15 protein-coding genes are annotated in these 17,135 nt (G+C 56.8%); 11 read left to right on the forward strand and 4 right to left on the reverse strand.

Translation table 11 applies throughout. The features are described 5' to 3' along the window. The first annotated feature begins 76 nt into the window (after positions 1-76). The 4 genes from HMPREF2958_RS07940 (at position 77) to HMPREF2958_RS07955 (ending at position 5,728) form a co-directional block, all read left to right on the forward strand. The gene (locus HMPREF2958_RS07940) at positions 77-976 is read left to right on the forward strand and encodes a MurR/RpiR family transcriptional regulator (RefSeq protein ID WP_070697591.1); all 900 of its coding nucleotides are present in this window, start codon (positions 77-79) and stop codon (positions 974-976) included. Between the two features lie 3 nt (positions 977-979). Continuing rightward, positions 980-1,435 carry a hypothetical protein gene (locus HMPREF2958_RS07945; RefSeq protein ID WP_004005199.1) on the forward strand — a complete coding sequence of 152 codons (456 nt, stop codon included), beginning with the start codon at positions 980-982 and terminating at the stop codon, positions 1,433-1,435. Between the two features lie 143 nt (positions 1,436-1,578). Further along, positions 1,579-5,406 carry a DEAD/DEAH box helicase gene (locus HMPREF2958_RS07950; protein WP_070697592.1) on the forward strand — a complete coding sequence of 1,276 codons (3,828 nt, stop codon included), beginning with the start codon at positions 1,579-1,581 and terminating at the stop codon, positions 5,404-5,406. A 46-nt stretch (positions 5,407-5,452) separates the two neighbouring features. Continuing rightward, complete coding sequence (locus HMPREF2958_RS07955) at positions 5,453-5,728, forward strand: ATP-binding protein (protein WP_070697593.1); 276 nt, start codon at positions 5,453-5,455, stop codon at positions 5,726-5,728. A gap of 36 nt (positions 5,729-5,764) precedes the next feature. On the opposite strand, the gene HMPREF2958_RS07960 is transcribed toward HMPREF2958_RS07955, so the two are convergent. Beyond that, the gene (locus tag HMPREF2958_RS07960) at positions 5,765-5,971 is read right to left on the reverse strand and encodes an FmdB family zinc ribbon protein (protein ID WP_004005195.1); all 207 of its coding nucleotides are present in this window, start codon (positions 5,969-5,971) and stop codon (positions 5,765-5,767) included. 151 nt (positions 5,972-6,122) lie between these two features. Then, complete coding sequence (locus tag HMPREF2958_RS07965) at positions 6,123-6,806, reverse strand: 5-formyltetrahydrofolate cyclo-ligase (protein ID WP_070697594.1); 684 nt, start codon at positions 6,804-6,806, stop codon at positions 6,123-6,125. Between the two features lie 187 nt (positions 6,807-6,993). Here HMPREF2958_RS07965 and galU point away from each other — a divergent pair, with 187 nt between their 5' ends. From galU to HMPREF2958_RS08000, 7 genes are all read left to right on the forward strand, one after another. Beyond that, a complete protein-coding gene (galU, locus tag HMPREF2958_RS07970; protein WP_048751930.1) occupies positions 6,994-7,899 on the forward strand; it encodes a UTP--glucose-1-phosphate uridylyltransferase GalU in 906 nt (301 codons plus the stop codon). A 282-nt stretch (positions 7,900-8,181) separates the two neighbouring features. Then, the gene (locus HMPREF2958_RS07975) at positions 8,182-10,476 is read left to right on the forward strand and encodes a hypothetical protein (RefSeq protein WP_048751909.1); all 2,295 of its coding nucleotides are present in this window, start codon (positions 8,182-8,184) and stop codon (positions 10,474-10,476) included. Positions 10,477-10,964: 488 nt separating this feature from the next. Next, positions 10,965-11,435: a DedA family protein gene (locus tag HMPREF2958_RS07980; RefSeq protein ID WP_048751911.1), complete on the forward strand. Its 471-nt coding sequence runs from the start codon at positions 10,965-10,967 to the stop codon at positions 11,433-11,435. Positions 11,436-11,500: 65 nt separating this feature from the next. After that, complete coding sequence (locus HMPREF2958_RS07985) at positions 11,501-12,490, forward strand: LysR substrate-binding domain-containing protein (protein ID WP_070697595.1); 990 nt, start codon at positions 11,501-11,503, stop codon at positions 12,488-12,490. A 30-nt stretch (positions 12,491-12,520) separates the two neighbouring features. Continuing rightward, a complete protein-coding gene (locus HMPREF2958_RS07990) occupies positions 12,521-13,012 on the forward strand; it encodes an NUDIX hydrolase (RefSeq protein ID WP_004005189.1) in 492 nt (163 codons plus the stop codon). Beyond that, positions 13,012-14,124 (forward strand): glycine betaine ABC transporter substrate-binding protein, encoded by a 1,113-nt coding sequence (locus HMPREF2958_RS07995; RefSeq protein ID WP_239652910.1) that lies wholly within the window; start codon positions 13,012-13,014, stop codon positions 14,122-14,124. The genes HMPREF2958_RS07990 and HMPREF2958_RS07995 overlap by 1 nt, the downstream gene beginning before the upstream one ends. A gap of 7 nt (positions 14,125-14,131) precedes the next feature. Then, positions 14,132-15,355 (forward strand): pyridoxal phosphate-dependent aminotransferase, encoded by a 1,224-nt coding sequence (locus HMPREF2958_RS08000; protein ID WP_070536787.1) that lies wholly within the window; start codon positions 14,132-14,134, stop codon positions 15,353-15,355. 112 nt (positions 15,356-15,467) lie between these two features. Here HMPREF2958_RS08000 and HMPREF2958_RS08005 read toward each other — a convergent pair whose 3' ends face one another. Both HMPREF2958_RS08005 and xseA read right to left on the reverse strand, forming a co-directional pair. Next, positions 15,468-15,749: an exodeoxyribonuclease VII small subunit gene (locus HMPREF2958_RS08005; RefSeq protein WP_070697596.1), complete on the reverse strand. Its 282-nt coding sequence runs from the start codon at positions 15,747-15,749 to the stop codon at positions 15,468-15,470. A 22-nt stretch (positions 15,750-15,771) separates the two neighbouring features. Next, complete coding sequence (xseA, locus tag HMPREF2958_RS08010; protein WP_070697626.1) at positions 15,772-17,082, reverse strand: exodeoxyribonuclease VII large subunit; 1,311 nt, start codon at positions 17,080-17,082, stop codon at positions 15,772-15,774. Positions 17,083-17,135: the final 53 nt, after the last annotated feature.

The raw sequence follows: 17,135 nt of genomic DNA on the forward strand, positions 1-17,135 counted from the left end.
GGAAACCTACTGAGCTCCTGAATCGAAGACGTTGTAATATTTATGTATTGCGCGTTTTCGATTCAGGAGCTTTTGAGTGGATTTACAAGATGTGGTGAACGCGAACCAACACAGGTTCAGCGATACCGAACGCGATATTTTGGCGTTCATGCTTGAAAACGAAGAATTTGTTGCGGAGGCGACTATCAACTCCCTCGCGCACAAGACCTACACTTCAACCAGCTCCATTATCAGGCTCACCAAGAAGCTCAATTTTTCGGGTTTTGCCGAGCTGAAATACTTCATTAAATCTTCCCTGACGAAGTCGGAACCCTATAACCCGCGTTTTATCGAAAGCGGCCGCGAAGATATTTTGCGCACCTATGATTACCTGGAACATATGGAGCTTTCCGGTCTTTTGAGGAAACTTCATACGGCGCGCACAATCTACTGTTTCGGAACCGGGTACGCGCAACGAAACGCGGTACAAGAATTTGCTAAGTCTATGCAGGTCTGCGGCAAATTCTGCCATGTGATTCCTGCACGCAATGAATTTGAAAGCACCATGAGCGCTATGAATCAGGACGATGTCGTGATTCTTGTCTCCTTCTCAGGACAGACTGAAAATATGCGCGAACACGTCAAAATGCTAGCACTGCGGAAAATCCCCATGATCGCAATTACCGCTATTGGCGTGAACTTTATGTCCTCCTACGCCGAGTACTCACTGCACTACCAAACCACCCCCACCCAGTTGAGTACCCAGCGCAAGCCTTACCACTCGTTCGTGGCGCTCTCAGTGCTTTTGGACTATATTGTGCGCCGGTATATAGACCATGTTGAAACCCAACAGCGCGGCAACTCCACCAAAACAGCGCAGGTTCTTGAAAGTTCTGAATTTAGCGCCGAAACCGGGGCACTCGACGTCGCCGGTATACGTGCCCAAGCTGGTGCAGCAGCTATCGATCGGCAGCACACAGACCCATCGGAGACCTAGCCCGTGATCGCAATCCTCGAACTTATCAATAATCCGCAGAAAATGCGTCGATACCTTTTCTGGTATCTCATTATCATGCCCCTGGCGCTCTTTGCGTGGATTCTGTTAGGCGCCGCCAACTCCGGCTTGGATTTCAAAGCTGCGATCAATATTCCGTTTTATGCTGTAGCATTTTTGAACGGGTGCCTATCGATTCTATTCGCGGGACTACTCAAGTTTGCTGCGAGCGAGAATGAACACACCGAACGCATGATTGCCTTCTACACCCTGGTGATGCTGGTGTTTGCAGGGAACCTGCCCGGTGCCCTGCTTGCGTTCTTCCTTTGGTGGGCACTGCGCGAGGCTCCTGAGGAACCCTTCGCCCCCAATTATCGATGGGTTTTTATCGCCTCGATGATTTTCCTCGGGCTGGTAACCCTTCTCGTACTTTTCGCAAATATACGCCTCTGGTCGGCATGATAACGGTACGCGAGAAACGCCCGTTCCCTGGCCTAACCCATGGAAAAGTACACCGGCTACACGGGAATTAGCTAGAGCCTCCGTATGATGTTATGTAAGATTATCCCCACACTCACCACGAATCATCCAAGGACGAGCACACTGTGAACGAAACCCCGGATACACTGGAGAACACCGCTGCCAAGGAACCCCGCGGCGCCGAATTCCAGCCGGAATACCTGGATCCCAGCTCACCCGCTTTCGACCCCTCGGCGGGTCTTGAACGCTGGGCGCAGCAGATGGACGTGTATACCGGGCCGGATGCGATGCTCGACTTCAACCAGGTCGATTATGTACACATCAATCTCAGTGACGCTAACCCTTCCGGGCTTGCGCAGCTGTTGGCCGGACGCAAAACACGTCTTTCCACCCTGATTCGCGATAAGTCTCTGCTGGGACATGAGATGCGTGCCGCGCGTACCCTGCGCACCAAAATTTATGAGCTCTCGACCGGGCACGGGCTCGATGCCGGGTATTTTGTGGCGGGCACCGCATCATGGTTATCGCATGCGATGCGCGATGATGCCAAAGCCTCTGAAAAGCGGTTTATCGCGCCAATTCTGATGGCACCGCTGAACCTGACGCCGCATCCGAGGAGCGATGATTTTGAGCTGCAGCTAGCTGGTTCTGCACGCCTGAACCCCGCGATGGTGCGCCAAATCAAACAGGAATATGAGATCGACCTGGGCACTATGGATGTTGCGCAGCTCGCCAACTCAATGTCACGCCTGGATCCTGAACCCGTGATCGAGCGGATGCGTGCTTCCGCCGGGCGTATTCCAGGGATGACCATAGAATCAAAGTATTTTATCTCAACCTTTGCAGACCTGAAGGAAAGCATGGGGGAGCTTCCGCACACCGCGCTTACCCCGCTCGTGCGTGATCTTGCGGCGCTCAAAGTTCCCGGTGCGCAGCCGCGCGAGATGAACGCGCACAACCTGCTGCAGCCCCTCAACCAGCGCGATCCTGCCCAAGAAACGCTGCTGTTCGATGCAGACCCCGTAGCGCAGAATATTATTGATACCGCCGCCAGCGGATTTTCGATGACCGTGACCGCAGCGCCCGGAACAGAACCGTTACGCACCGCCGTAAATATTGCCTCAACCCTGATGGGGCGCGGAAAATCGGTTCTGGTCGTGGGAGAAAAACGTTCGACCCTCGCATCCTTTAGCGAGCTTCTGGGACGCACCGGGCTTAACGATCTGCGCTACGATCTGCTGGCAGAACACACTGCCGAAGATCAGCGAACCGAGTTTATTCGCGCTATCGTGCGTAACGAGAATACCGCAGAGCCTAATTCCACAAACCTTAATCGTGAGCTGATCGAAACCCGCACGGCGCTCACAGATCACACTCATGCACTGACGGCGCGCGACCCGCTGTGGCATATTTCTATCAGTGAAGCCTTGCAGCGAGTGGCCCAACTCGCCTCTGAGGAGAGCGCGCCGCAGACCCAGGTGCGTTTTAGCCGTCAGCTACTTGATACCCTGCAAGACCGCGAAGCCATTACCGCCGATATTGTGCGTTTTGCGGAGCTGAACGGGTTCACACGCGCGACTCGCACCTCGCCCTGGCATCGTGCCCGTTTGCTCAACGAAGACGAGGCGGCGGACGCCTACGCCCTCGTCATTACCCTGCGTTCCTCACTTCTTTCCCTGCGCGAGGCGATGAACGCCATGAACGCGGATCTGCATCTGCGCCGGGCACGTACTATAGCCGATTGGGATGCGCAGCTTGCTATTCTGATTCGCATTCGGGAAACCCTCAAACGCTTCCGGGCAGAGGTGTACGACCGCCCGGTGACCGACCTGATTGCGGCTACCGCATCCGGCTCATGGCGACGGGAAAACCGTATCGACATGAGCAGTATGCAGCGTTCGCGCCTGCGTCGAGCGGCAAAAGAGTATATTTTGCCGGGAGTGCATATTGGCGATCTGCATGAACACCTCAAAGTTGTGCAGACCGAGCGCGCCGAGTGGATTCGGCTTCTTGATTCGCCCAGCACCCCGAAGATTCCCGAGAACCTGGATGCTTTGGCGAACGCCCTGCACTCGCTGGGCTCGGAGCTTTCGGGGCTTGAGATCATACTCCCCGATACCGCCGAAGGCGTCGACTTTGTGCATACGGATCTTGACCAGCTCGAAGCCCGCCTGGATGCTCTGCTCACCGACCGCGAAGTGCTCATGAGCCTGCCCGAACGTGACGTACTCTTAGGGCGGCTCACGAATGCGGGTCTGAGCGATTTTCTGGACGAGCTGGGTGAGCGTGAGGCAAACGCATCCGAGGTGACACCGGAACTCGAACTTGCGTGGTGGCAGTCTGCGCTTGAAGAGCTTCTGGAGCAGCACGCCGAAAAAATTCTTGACGGCGACGAGCTGCGCGATATTGAGGCTCGTTTCCGCCGTGCGGACTACGCCCATATGTCGAGCGCCCAGGCGCGTTTGCTGGCGCATACGGCACGGTTGTGGACGGAACGTATCGAAGAATTCCCCGAGCAGGCTTCGTATCTGAAGAGTCAACTGCGCGGCCGTGAGTTTGATCTCGAATCGCTTCTGGTGAATGCCCCGGTCATGGCGCGTACTTTGCTGCCGTTATGGACGGCCAGCCCGTTTTCGCTGGCGCGCCGGGTTCCCATGTCGATGCGTTTTGATACGGTTATCCTGCTGGATGCTGAGTCCACCCCGCTGGCGGCTAACCTTCCAGCGATTACGCGCGCGGATCAGGTAATTGCTGTGGGCGATCCTCATGCCGGGTTCCCTGCGCCGTTTATTGTTTCGGCGCCAACCTCGGGTGCACCAGCATCGGATTCTCACCGGTTGGAGAGCACTTTTGGGGCGCTTTCACGTCTGCTTCCGAACCGCACGCTCTCGCTCATGCACCGTCCCTTTGACCGCGTGCTTTTCGACTACCTGAATCGGGAATTTTATGGGTCTCACTTGCGCGAAATTCCGGTGAGCCCGGCATCCCGCAAGCCCGTGAGCACGCTGAGTATTGAGTATATTGATACGCGCGGGAAGGTGAGCGATAACGCGAACCTGGAATCCCCGAGCGTTGAAGTGGACCGTGTAACCCGTTTGGTGCTTGAGCACGCCTACCGCCGCCCCGAACGTTCTTTGGCGGTGGTGACGGCGAGCCCGAAGCACGCCCAGCGGATTGCCGGGGCGGTGCGCCAAGCCTTGAATACGTACCCGCAGCTTGCTGAGTTTTTCAAGCCCGGTACCGAGTCTTTCCGGGTGGTGGATGTGAACCGCGCGGGGTCGCTGGAACGCGATACCGTTATTTTTTCGCTGGGTGTGGGGCGTGCCCGGCTGGGGCAGAGCTCCCATAATCTGGGGCTGCTGTCGGGCCCGCACGGTCGTGAAGGGTTCGTAGTGGGGCTCACTCGCGCACGGCGCGCCACGCATATTGTCAGCTGCGTGAGCCCAGCCGATATGAACGCGCAGAAACTCCACGAGGGTGCGCTGGATCTGTACCGGTTGATGCTCGCCTATGAGGAGAACCAGCAGCAGATTGCGGCACAGACTCCACGTGAGGACGTTCTTGCGTCTAACGCCTGGTTAGAGACTGAGGATGAGCCAACCGACCCGGTAACTCAGGACTGGCTGCTTAACGATGCAGTAGCACGCCTGCGCGAACGCGGCGTTCGGGTGCGGCCCGGCGAAGACGAGATCGCCTTTATCGCGCTGGCACCGCAACAGCTCATTCACACCAAATCTGAACAGGAGAGCGCACAGCGGATGCCGCTCATGGTGGGGTCGGATGTGCTGTTTGATTACACGACCGAGAGCGTGCGTGAGCATACTCGCCTGGTTCCTGAAAGGTTGAGCCGCACGGGCTGGAACTACGTAACCCTCAACACCTTGGAGGTTTTCGCCGATCCCGAGGCAGTGGTGGCGCGCATCCTACGGTATTTGGGCATATATGCAGACTAGAAGCTTCTGCACCCTCCCAGCAGCGCAGAGTTGAAAGGACGACTCTATGGGTGAGTATTCTCCAACACCGAAACCGCGCAGAGGCCATCGACGCGCCAGCGGGGGAGGCGCATTAGCAGGGGACGAGCCGCGCATCGCGGGCGTGAACGCACCGCTTCACGCACATACGCCAACGCCTGCACGCAAAGAGACCTCCGGGAAGTCAGCCGCGAATCGAGGAAACCTACGGCATGCCCGCGGCTCGGCGCAGGAGCATTTGACCCCCGAAGAACGCGCCCGCCTAGAGTGGATGCGCGAACAAAAACCCCCGCACTGGGGCTAATGCCGCAGTACGGGGCGGGAACGATTCTTCGGGTGACTACTCTGCTTGAGACGAGCTTGAGCTGGAACCTTTATCGGTGCTGTAGAACCCGGATCCTTTGAAGACGACGCCCACGGTGTTGAAGCGTTTGCGAAGTGTGTCTTCACCGCATTGCGGGCAGGTGCGCAGGGCGTCCTCGCTGAACGACTGGCGTTTCTCGAAAGCGTGCCCACAGTTTTTGCACTGGTAAACGTAGACCGGCATGGTTCTCCTGAATGACAGATCCTAGGGCAGCCGCGAGCGCGGCGGCTGCCGTGTGTTGCGTATAGAGTGTACCGCGAACCTCACCCGGTTTCGACTTGGGTGGCGTGCCGCGCGGGGCTTAGCGCAGGCAAAATGTTCTTGAGTTCTCGGTCTAGAGCGCGGAATTACCGAGGGGTTCTATACCGGTCTCGGTCAGCACGCGGGGGAGCACGGCATCCCATTCATCGTAGGGAATGCTTTCGAGCACTTCATGGGAAAACACCACGCCTACGGTGCTCTCACGCAGTTTATCTGCCGAAAGGGCAGGGATGATGCGGTCATAGTAGCCTCCGCCCTGCCCCAGACGGCGGCCGTTGCGTGCATAGGCGAGTGCCGGAACTAACCGTAGATCGGCGGCAACAAAAGCTTGGGTGTCATACTCTTCGCCTTCGGGCTCGGCAATGCCCAAGCCATTGAGCGGATGCTCCACGTGCGGATCCCAAATAACCCAAGCGAGAGTGCGTGCCGGGCGTACTACGGGCACCAGGATGCGGTGCCCGCGCGCGTGCAGGTCGTGAAGCGCTGCGGTGATGGGAGGTTCGGAGGCGGTGGGCAGGTACGCCGCGATAGTTTGCGCCTGCGCGTCCTTGGGGATCAGCGAAAGAATATGGTCGCGGTACTGCTGTGTCATCTGCTCGTGTTCCGCCGCTGTGCGGGCGTTTTTGGCGATTAGGCGCTGCGGGCGAATTTGGGAGCGCAGTATCTGCTTGTTGAGGGCGATATCTTCGGAAGTTTTGCTGTGGGGTGCATCATTGCTCTCGTGCGGGGCGGATACGGTGCTGGGCTCGGGTTTCATGGTTCTCCTGGGTGAGTACTTTCACCATTGCGATAATGCTGTGTGGCTAGTGTGATGCTCGGCGGGTTCTTATAGTGCCTAACCTGCAAAGGTGCAGCGGGGTATTTTTAAATTCTTGCACGAAGGTACGTGTCAAATTGTAGTATTACAGGCTGTGAAAGAGGGTGCATGAGTTATGCTTATTGGTATGACTAAAGTATCTAAGTCTGTCACTAAGGCTGTTATTCCGGCGGCTGGTCTGGGGACCAGGTTCTTGCCCGCAACGAAGGCGACTCCTAAGGAAATGCTTCCGGTCGTTGATCGCCCCGCAATTCAGTACGTGGTAGAAGAGGCAATCCGCGCCGGCCTGAACGATGTTCTTATGATTACCGGCCGTAACAAGCGTGCGCTTGAAGACCATTTTGACCGTGTTCCGGTTCTAGAAAGTCAGCTGGCCGAGCAGGGTAAAGACGCCCTTCTGAAGGCTGTTGAAGCAACGAATGAGTTGGGCGAACTGCACTATGTACGCCAGGGCGACCCTAAAGGTCTGGGCCATGCAGTTTTGCGCGGCAAGGTACATGTAGGGGATGAACCTTTCGCGGTTCTGCTGGGTGATGATCTGATTGACGAAAAAGAGGATTTGCTCTCGCGAATGGTCGAGGTTCAGCAGGCTACCGGCGGTTCCGTGATCGCTCTTATGGAGGTTCCCCGCGAGTCTATCTCAGCCTACGGTGCTGCCGCTATTGAGGCGGTTGAAGGTCAGGACGGCTACGTGAAGGTCACCGGTCTTGTTGAGAAGCCCGCCCCCGAGGAAGCACCCTCCAACTATGCGGTGATTGGTCGCTACGTGCTCAGCTCGAAGGTATTCGAGGTGCTGGAAAACACGGCTCCGGGTCGCGGCAACGAAATTCAGCTGACCGATGCACTGCAGACTTTGGCAGTCGGCACCGGCGAAGGTGAGGGCGTATACGGTGTGGTCTTCAAGGGGCGTCGCTTCGATACGGGGGATAAGCTCTCGTATCTGAAGGCAAACGTTATTCTTGCTTCCGAACGCGAAGATCTCGGCCCTGAACTTCGTGAATGGCTGAAAGAATTTGCCGATAAGAACTGCTAATCACTCTTTGCATAATCTCTAGTCCTATCAGGGGCGATAGTTCGGTTTTATGACCTGCTGTCGCCCCTGATTCATTTACGTAATGTTCGACTGTGTTCGATAGTATTTATACATGCACGGGAAATGTGCTGAGCGCATATTTTCTAGAAGAGCCCTGAATAATCCAGGTTTCTTTGGTATATTTTCGCACGGTATACGTAGATGAATGCGAACACTGTCCTGTACTAGGTAAGATGAAAAGTCCTAGGTTTTATAAATGTTAGCTTGAAGGGATAGATACACATGACGATTTTGAGCACGTCGGGTGTTCTCGTAGTTTTAGCGGTCGTCATGCTGTTGTGGTTTATACCGCGGAATATGCGTCGTGCATCCGCCGCAGACACCCCCGAACAGACGGTTGTAAACCCGCATTCCATGACTGATGATGTTCTGACTTCGCATTCCATTCTTTTTTCTGAGGAGTCCGCAGTGCCCGGTTCTGACCCCAAGAAATCCAACGCCGCGAGCGGAAACGTGCCCCCGCTCAGTGAAGAAGAGACGAGCGCCGCGCTCTCCGATCTGCGCGAAGCCTCGCCGGTCGAACCTTTTACCAGCCCTGTGCCCGTTTTAGAACAGAAACCCTGGCTGCCGGAACGCCTGCATCGCCTAGGAACCCTGCGTCTGACTCTGCTCGGTATCGGCGCGCTGGTGGCACTTATTCTGATTTTCTCGCTGATTCTCTCCCTCATGGGGTGGCTGCCGTGGAGCGCACCCACAGTTTCCTTCGTGGCGCTCGCGGGGATCGGTGGTGCCCTCTACTACCTGGGGCAGCCCAAGGATGGGCACGAAGAACCTGATGCGGCGTATCCCGAAACCTCCGGGCATAATGCGCTGCCCATCGAGGGTGAGGCTGCCGAAGAGGAATTCGCGCAGGATGAGGCACACGAGTTAGACGCCGAGGAACCAGAAGAAACCTCACCGAGTCGTTCTTCCAAGGCCAGCAGGTGGGGCTCGCTGCGCTGGAACTCGGGGCGTGCCCGCAAATCTACGCTGGAGGAAGAGTCTTCAGAACAGGGTGTTCCCGCAGACCATGCGCCACAGATCGGTGCCGATGAATTCGCACCAGAGCCTCATGAACTGAGCGAAGAGCCGGTGCATGAGGAATACGTCGAATACGCTGAATCGTACTCAGCTGAGGACGCGCAGCAGCACTTTTCCGGTACTTCGCACGCCCGCAGGCTTCCGGCGCAGCTGCACCCTAAGTACCCTCCGCAGCAGGCCCCCGAACCCGTCCTGTACGACGATGACCAGGATGCAGGTCACGAAGCTTCATACGAATCAGCTCCTTCCGCGCACACGTTTTCAGTATCGGCAGAGGAGGCTCCCGCACAGGATGTTTTTGTGCAGCCGAAGAACCTGCACCGCGCGCCCGCACCTCAGCCCGAGGCGCAGCGGCACGAAACCCGTTTTGTCGGGTCTGCATCTGCTCAGGGGCAGACCCCGCGCCGTCCGGCACGCATTCCGGGAACGCATCTGCGCCCGCTGGAACGCACGAGCGAACTTTTCGACCAGGAAGTTCAGACCACTCCAACCGGGCAAATTCCGGTGACTCCCGCACCCGGAAATACTGCGGATGCTCCACAACGCGAAGGTGCTGTGCCTAGGAACGGATTCTTAGAATCGGCTCCTGCGAATACAAACCAGACTCAGGGTCATTCCGCACCCTCCGGTATGAGCAATACTTCTGCTCAGGATGCGGCGTTCGGCCCCGGCATGCAGGATCGCGCGGATGACTCTGCACGTTCCGCACCGTATCGTGGTGCAGCGCATAATCCATACCTTGCGCAACCGCAGAATACCGCGCAAAATCCGTATGCTGCGCCAGCTCAGGGCTACGGTACGCACCAGGGCCAGGGTGTGGGGCAGCATCAGGGTATGCAGCAAAACCAAAACGCAGGCCAGAACCGGCAGGCGGCTCAGACAGGCTTAGGACAGCAGAGTCTCGGCGAGCAGCAGGGATACGGTCAGCGCAACTTTGCACCGCAAAACCAGAAGCACCAGACCTCCACGGCTCAGCATACGAGCGCTCAGAATTCCGGGCCTGGATTTGCGCCTTCGCGCTCTGTAGCGGAGGAGAAGAATCTTCCTCCTGCAGGGTTCACCCCGCAGGGAGCTATCCGCCCCATGAACCAGGAACCTCCGCGGTCGCAGCGTCCGATGGGAACCACCACAGGCTCAGGTGCGCAGAATACACGCTTCCAGCAGGGGCCGGCGACCGGTTCTGTTCCGGTAGGAGGCGGGTCTGGGTTTACGAATACGAGCCAATTCGATGTTCCGGTTCCGCTTGATCTCGATGATTCTGAGTTCGAGCCTCTTGATATTATTCCGGTCGTGGATGAATCCGGCGAGCGTTCGGGCTCCTCCTCGAACGCATCCGCGTCCTATAAGCGGGGGAACATGCCGGGGACGGGAGCATCTTTCACCGGGGTATCACAGAAAACATGGACCCCCACGCAGCTTCCGAAGCCGCTGAGCTCTTTGCATCAGAAGAAGCCCAATGGAAGCGATGGCGGCCCGAAGAACGGCGAGCAGAAGTAACGGGTCGTTGGATCTCTAGATTATTTCTGCACCAGAGTAAAAAGGCTCCCCAGATATATGGGGAGCCTTTTTACGTGCCTTGGGAAAAGAATGAAGTGAGTAATTCAGTAAGGATGCGCGCATAGGGAAAGGAGGAGGTCCCAGATGGAACCTCCTCCTTCGCATCACACACAGGAAGAAAAGTCTTCAAAACCGTATCTAGGAGGCCTTCCCACAAGGCGTATCCTATTTGGTAATAAAAATATAACCTAATTTCTAGGTGTCTGCCAACTGCAAATCCCGGAAAAATAACGACACTCCGTCAGTATATTTAGGGTTACCTAACCGAAAACCCCGTGTTTACGGGGATAGACCTCAAATAATAGGGTGCAGAAAAAAATTTAAATTTTTTTGATGGCGGGACCATGTGCACTACGCAGAACCTCAAAGCAACATATGTACACCCTCAGCTGATGAGTACCATACCCAAAACATGAGAGAATGAGGGGGTGAAAGAATGGTTTGCGGCTCTGCCTCTCGAACTTGCTGTCGTCATCATGTGGGGCATCGGTATTTTGCGCACCAGCATCGTCTACGCCCTAGGCTACCTTGCCGCCACGGGAAGCGCGCGCCTAGAGCGCATCCGTAACGCCATGCAGACCCCGCTCTACACACGAGCCACCGCCATGATCAACCGGTGGGGAGCCTACGCCGTGCCGCTCTGTTTCCTGACGGTCGGATTGCAGACCGCCGTCATCATTACCACGGGGTTCACGAAAATGCCGATGCGCCGCTGGCTGCCCGGCATGCTTCTGGGCACCCTGATATGGGCGATTATCTACGTCACTATCGGGTTTACCCTCCTTGCCGCCTTCGGATTTGAGCCGTGGATGGTGCCGCTCATCTTTGTCGCGCTTATTCTGATCAGCCTGACAGCCTCAAAGATTCGCACCTATATCGCTGATAAGCGGCAGTCTTAGCCCGTTTTTACCCTATATTCCACGGATACACCCCGCGTACCCGCCAGCTGTGCTAGCGTGGTGGCATGAGTGAAAACAGCACCACCGCACGGGCAGAGGAAGAAGCAAGAACCAACGAGCTTCCGCACCATATCGCAAATCTTCTCTACACTCCGCAGGCCCTACCCGCCCAGGTGCTTGAACGCTCTGAGCTGCGCATTGCCTATGTGCCGGGAATTATGCCCGGAAAATGGTTCACCCGCTGGCATGAGCGCTACGGCGACCGCGCGCCCCTAGCTGAAATTCCGGTGGGGGAGGGCCTGGGAATTCAGGCCCTTACCACAGAGCTTTCCACCTCCCAAAGTGCAGAACCGCTTGCACACATGGCGATTGTGCGCCCCAACCACGAACCGCGCAGCAGAGACACAGACGAGTACCACAGCATCAGACTGTACGAGGAAGTACCCGTGCTGATCATGCCCAGCGACCACGTGCTCACAGTGCTTGATGAGGTGAGTTTTGCAGACCTTGCCGAAGAATTTCTGCTTCACGACCCCGCCGATTACCCCGCCTGGGCTGAAGCCTCCAGCACATGGCGGGCCGAAAACCCAAGGTTCCTGCCCGAATTTACCGGCGATCGTGAGGCTATCGAGCTCGTTGCCGCAGGAATTGGCCTGTACATTGCCCCCATGTCCGTGGCGCGGTTCTACCATCGCAAAGATCTCACCTATCGCCCGATGCGCGGCCTTGAACCCTACCCTGTGACCCTCACTTGGAGGCGCGCACCGGGGGCGCATCCGCGCCCCGAAAGAGAAGAAACCCTGATCCAGGACTTTATCGGTATTGTGCGCGGGCGAACCGCATCCAGTGAGCGAGGAAGTGAGACGAAACAGAGCCGCGCTAAGCGCATTGCTGATGAGAAAGCAAAGACGAAAGCGAAAAACCGTGCCGCCAATGCCCGCCGTGAGGCTCGTGATCGGAAGAAATCGAACGCCAAAAAGAGCGGAAATCTCCGAGAATATGCCCGTCACAACGCTCAAGCCGCCCGTGCGCGGCGTGCCGGAAAGAAACGCTAAAGCGGTAAACTTAACATCATGGCATTGGTAATGGAAACCCGTCCCGCAGCCTACGCGGTCATTATCGAGCAGGGCAAACTGCTCATGACCCGCTGGGTGCCCGAGGACCGCGCCCAAAGCCCGCTCTGGTCGCTGCCCGGCGGAGGCATGGAACCGGGCGAGCAGGCCGATGAAACCGCCCTGCGAGAAACCCTCGAAGAAACCGGGTACAGCGTTGCCATCGAAGATATTTTGGGAGTGCACGCCGGGCATTTTCCCGCACGTAACGGGCTCTCCGACAGCACGCTGCCGTTCTGCGCCCTGCGCATCGTCTACCGCGCCCACGTGGTCACCGGCGAGCTGCGCGCCGAAGAGAACGGTTCTTCCGACAGCGCCTGCTGGGTGCCTATCGCCGAACTCGATACCCTGCGCTACGGCACCCTCATCGATGAGGTCGCATCCATGATGGGCTTTCAAAATGCCGCCGCTTGGTCGCGTGAATACCAAGAATTTCTTGCCGATGAGAACGCGAGGAAAATCTAGTGCATTACCCAAACCGCCCCGCACCTACCCGCCGCACCATGATAAGCGCCTTAGCCCTAGCTCCGCTTCTTGCCGCCTGCTCGTCAGAGGACGATAAACCGAAAGTTGATCCTTCAGCATCAAGCTACGGAACCCTGCGCGTGGGCATCGGTGCCCTGCGCGAGATGCGGGCGGTCGCATACCTGTACGCTCAGGCGCTTCGCAACGTGGGATATAACGTTGAGGTTGTCACCAACGAAGACAGCCGCAGCAAATTTCTGGATGCGCTCAAACAGACCGAAGCGAACACCCCCGAACCAGACACGCTGGACCTTGTCATCGATTACAGCGGCGATTTGCTTCTGCATCTTACGAACGACGGCAAACTTAGCCCCGCACAAATTCAGGCGGAACGCCAGGCCGCCAGTGCCAGCGCATCCGCGGCGAGTGCCGGGGTCACACTACCGCCAACCCCCACCAACACGCCTTCGCATGATGCGTCTGCCTCCGAAGGCGCAACCGCAAGCCCCAGTGGAGCCATTAACGCGCGCGCACTGAATATTACCGATACCGTTGCCGCTATTAACCGTGTGCTTCCCGAACACCTGGAACTTCTAGACGTTGCTAATGCCCAAAACCGCGATGTTCTCGTAACCACTCGCCAAAATGAAGTGCAGCATAAACTTCGCAGTCTCGCCAACCTTGCGGATGTAAAAGCTACCCTGAGTTTTGCTCTTACCAGCGGATACACCAGCAGCAACTACGGCGTTGCAAGCCTCAAAACTGTCTACAAATACACGGTCGAAAACCCTATTCTCAACGAAAATTCGGCAGAACGCGTGAGTATGCTCAGCAAAGACACCGCGCAGGTGGTCCTTTTGCACAGCGCAGACCCGGCGATTGAGGATAACCGCTTCACAACTCTCGAAGACCCACAGACTACGCAGCTGAACCAGCAACTTCTTCCGATTGCACGTCGTAACCTGCCAGATAGTGCACGCGAAGCTATAAACCGCGTATCATCTACATTAGATACGGGAAACCTATCGTTCTTGCTTCGTCTTACGAGCGGTACTAACCCCATCGCTGACGACGAGGCCGCGAAATTCTTATTAGAGCATCCAAGGAAGTAATGTAACTATGACGAAGTACCGTCAGTCCTCAAAGCTGAACAACGTCCTCTACGATATTCGCGGACCTATTCTCGAAGAAGCCAACCGCATGGAAGCGCTTGGCCACCGCATCCTCAAACTCAATATTGGTAACCCTGCCCCCTTCGGATTTGAAGCGCCGGATGCGATCATGATGGATATCATCCGCCACCTGCCCGTAACACAGGGGTACTCTGATTCCCACGGCCTGTACTCGGCGCGTACCGCTATTGTGCAGTACTACCAGAATCGCGGGATTCTTGACCTTGACACCAACGACATATATCTGGGCAACGGCGTTTCGGAACTGATTCCTATGACCTTGCAGGCGCTATGCGAACCGGGCGATGAAATTCTGGTTCCAATGCCCGACTACCCGCTGTGGACCGCCTCCACCACGCTCGCAGGCGGCAACCCCGTGCATTACCTGTGCGACGAAGAGAACAACTGGTACCCGGATATTGAAGACATCAAGTCGAAGATTACCGAGCGCACCAGGGGCATTGTGATTATTAACCCCAACAATCCCACCGGTGCCGTGTACTCCCGCGAGATTCTGCAGCAGATTGCTGATGTGGCGCGCGAACATGAGCTCGTGGTCTTTGCCGACGAAATCTATGAGAAGATCACCTACGAAGGCGCCGAGGCTATCAACATGGCCACCATCACCGGTGATGATGTGCTTTGCATGACCTTCTCGGGGCTTTCCAAAGCATACCGCGTATGCGGCTACCGCGCCGGATGGCTCGCCATTACCGGGCCGAAAGAGGATGCTAAAAACTATATCGAGGGCATTACCCTGCTTGCGTCGATGCGCTTGTGTTCCAACGTGCCCGCCCAGCATGCAATTCAGACCGCACTCGGCGGCTACCAGTCCATTGACGAGCTTGTTGCTCCCGGCGGGCGTCTCTACGAGCAGCGCACCCTGGCGTATCGTATGCTCAACGAAATCGACGGTATTACCTGTGAACAGGCCGATGGCGCGCTCTACCTGTTCCCCAAAATTGATACCGAAAAGTTCAACATTAAGAGCGACGAACAGTTCATGCTTGACCTGCTCAAAGATCAGAAGATTCTCTTCAGCCACGGCAGCGCCTTTAACTGGCATAAGCCCGACCACTTCCGCCTGGTTTTCCTGCCGGATGTGCAGACCCTCAAGAGCGCACTTGAGCGGCTGGGTAACTTCATGGCGGATTATAAACAAAAGAATTAGCGGGGTTTGCTAGGCGGTTTCCCTCGCTAGTTCACGCCCACTCCTACTGCTCTTGATGTGTTATCAAACGGATTTTTTCACGTCTGGTAACACATCAAGAGCTTTTTACGCCTTAGTCTTCGGACCCGGAACCCTCAGACTCAGCTTCTTCATCCGTTGTATCTTGAGTGTTACGCACCGCGTGCAGGCGTTCTCGGGCGCCCTCAAGCCAGGCTTCGCACCGGGAAGCTAACGCCTCACCGCGTTCCCACAGGGCTATCGAAGACTCCAAATTTGAGGTGCCAGATTCCAGCTGCCGCACCACATTCTCAAGCTCGGAGCGCGCCTGTTCATAGCTTAGGGTCTCGACGGGAGCGCCCAGCTCTTCCGTATGAAAACTAATATTCTCAGACAATGATGTACCTTCCACCAGAGAGTTATAGATCAAGATTTGAGTCGTATGTTTTGACCACGCTGACCTCGGCGCCGCCCACCGCCGCGCGCATTGTCAGCTTGTCATGGGCCGATAGAGTCGTGGCATCGCGTACCAGTTCACCATCGGCACGCTGCACAATCGTGTACCCCCGCTTGAGCGTTTCCATAGGCGAGAGTGCCCGCACCCGAGCAATCGTATGCGAAATCGCGTCCCGTTCGCGCGCCACACGGTACTCCACCGAACGGGCGGCTCGCTCCCGCAGCCGAAAAATATCCTCACTGCGCCACCCTAAATCCGTTTCCGGCTGGGTCAGCACCGGGCGCTCATGCAGCTGCCGAATATACTGCTCCTGATAGTTCAGGTAACCCAAAACCGCGCGGTCGGCACGCGCTCGCGCCTCACGAATAACCGCTAGTTCCTCGGCGACATCGGGCACAATACGCTTACCCGCATCGGTGGGGGTAGAGGCGCGAACATCCGCGACGGCATCCAGAATCGGACTGTCTGCCTCATGCCCAATTGCCGAAACGACCGGAGTCTGCGCCGCCGCCACGGCACGTACTAGAGCCTCATCCGAGAACGAGAGCAAATCCTCAAACGAACCGCCGCCGCGGGCAATCACAATCACATCAACCTCAGGATGCGCATCCAACTCACTCAGCGCCGCCATCACCTCGCTCGCCGAGCCTTCGCCCTGCACTTTCACGTTCCGTACCTCAAACTGCACTCCGGGCCAACGCAGCGAAGCATTGCGAATCACGTCTTTTTCGGCATCGGAATCACGCCCGGTAATCAGTCCCACACGATGCGGCAGCAACGGGAGCGGCTTCTTGCGAGCATCCGCAAACAACCCTTCGGCGGCCAGCTTTTCACGCAGTATTTGCAGCTGTTCGTGCAGGTTACCCGTGCCCACCGCATAGATACGCCGCCCAATCAGGGAGAGCCGACCGTTCTTCCACAGGCTGGGCTTCGCTAAGGTCACCACCCGCGCGCCAACCTTCACATCCGAACCCAGGCCGCGCCCCGCCTGACCGAACAGGGCGAGCGTAAACGAAAAATCTTCCTGTAGATCCTTCAGCTCGATAAAAACGTTCCCGCCGCGCCCGTTGAGGGAAGCAACCTGCGCCTCAACCCACAGCTGCGGAACCTTATCGATATAGTTCTTCATATTCTGAGCCAAAAGTGCCAGAGGCCAAGGATTCTGCGGTGTGGTCTCCTGCGACTTTGCAGGAAGCTGCCGCTCAGCCGCAGGCGGCACAATCGGGGGAGCCGAGTGCGGGTATTCATGGTGCGCTGCCGAAAAATCAGTCATAACCCCATTCTCTCCCACAGCCTGCGATTTTGCCCATCTTTCGGTCATGCGCG

Origin of the sequence: Rothia sp. HMSC036D11 (assembly GCF_001814205.1) — a bacterium.
GTDB classification, from domain to species: domain Bacteria; phylum Actinomycetota; class Actinomycetes; order Actinomycetales; family Micrococcaceae; genus Rothia; species Rothia dentocariosa.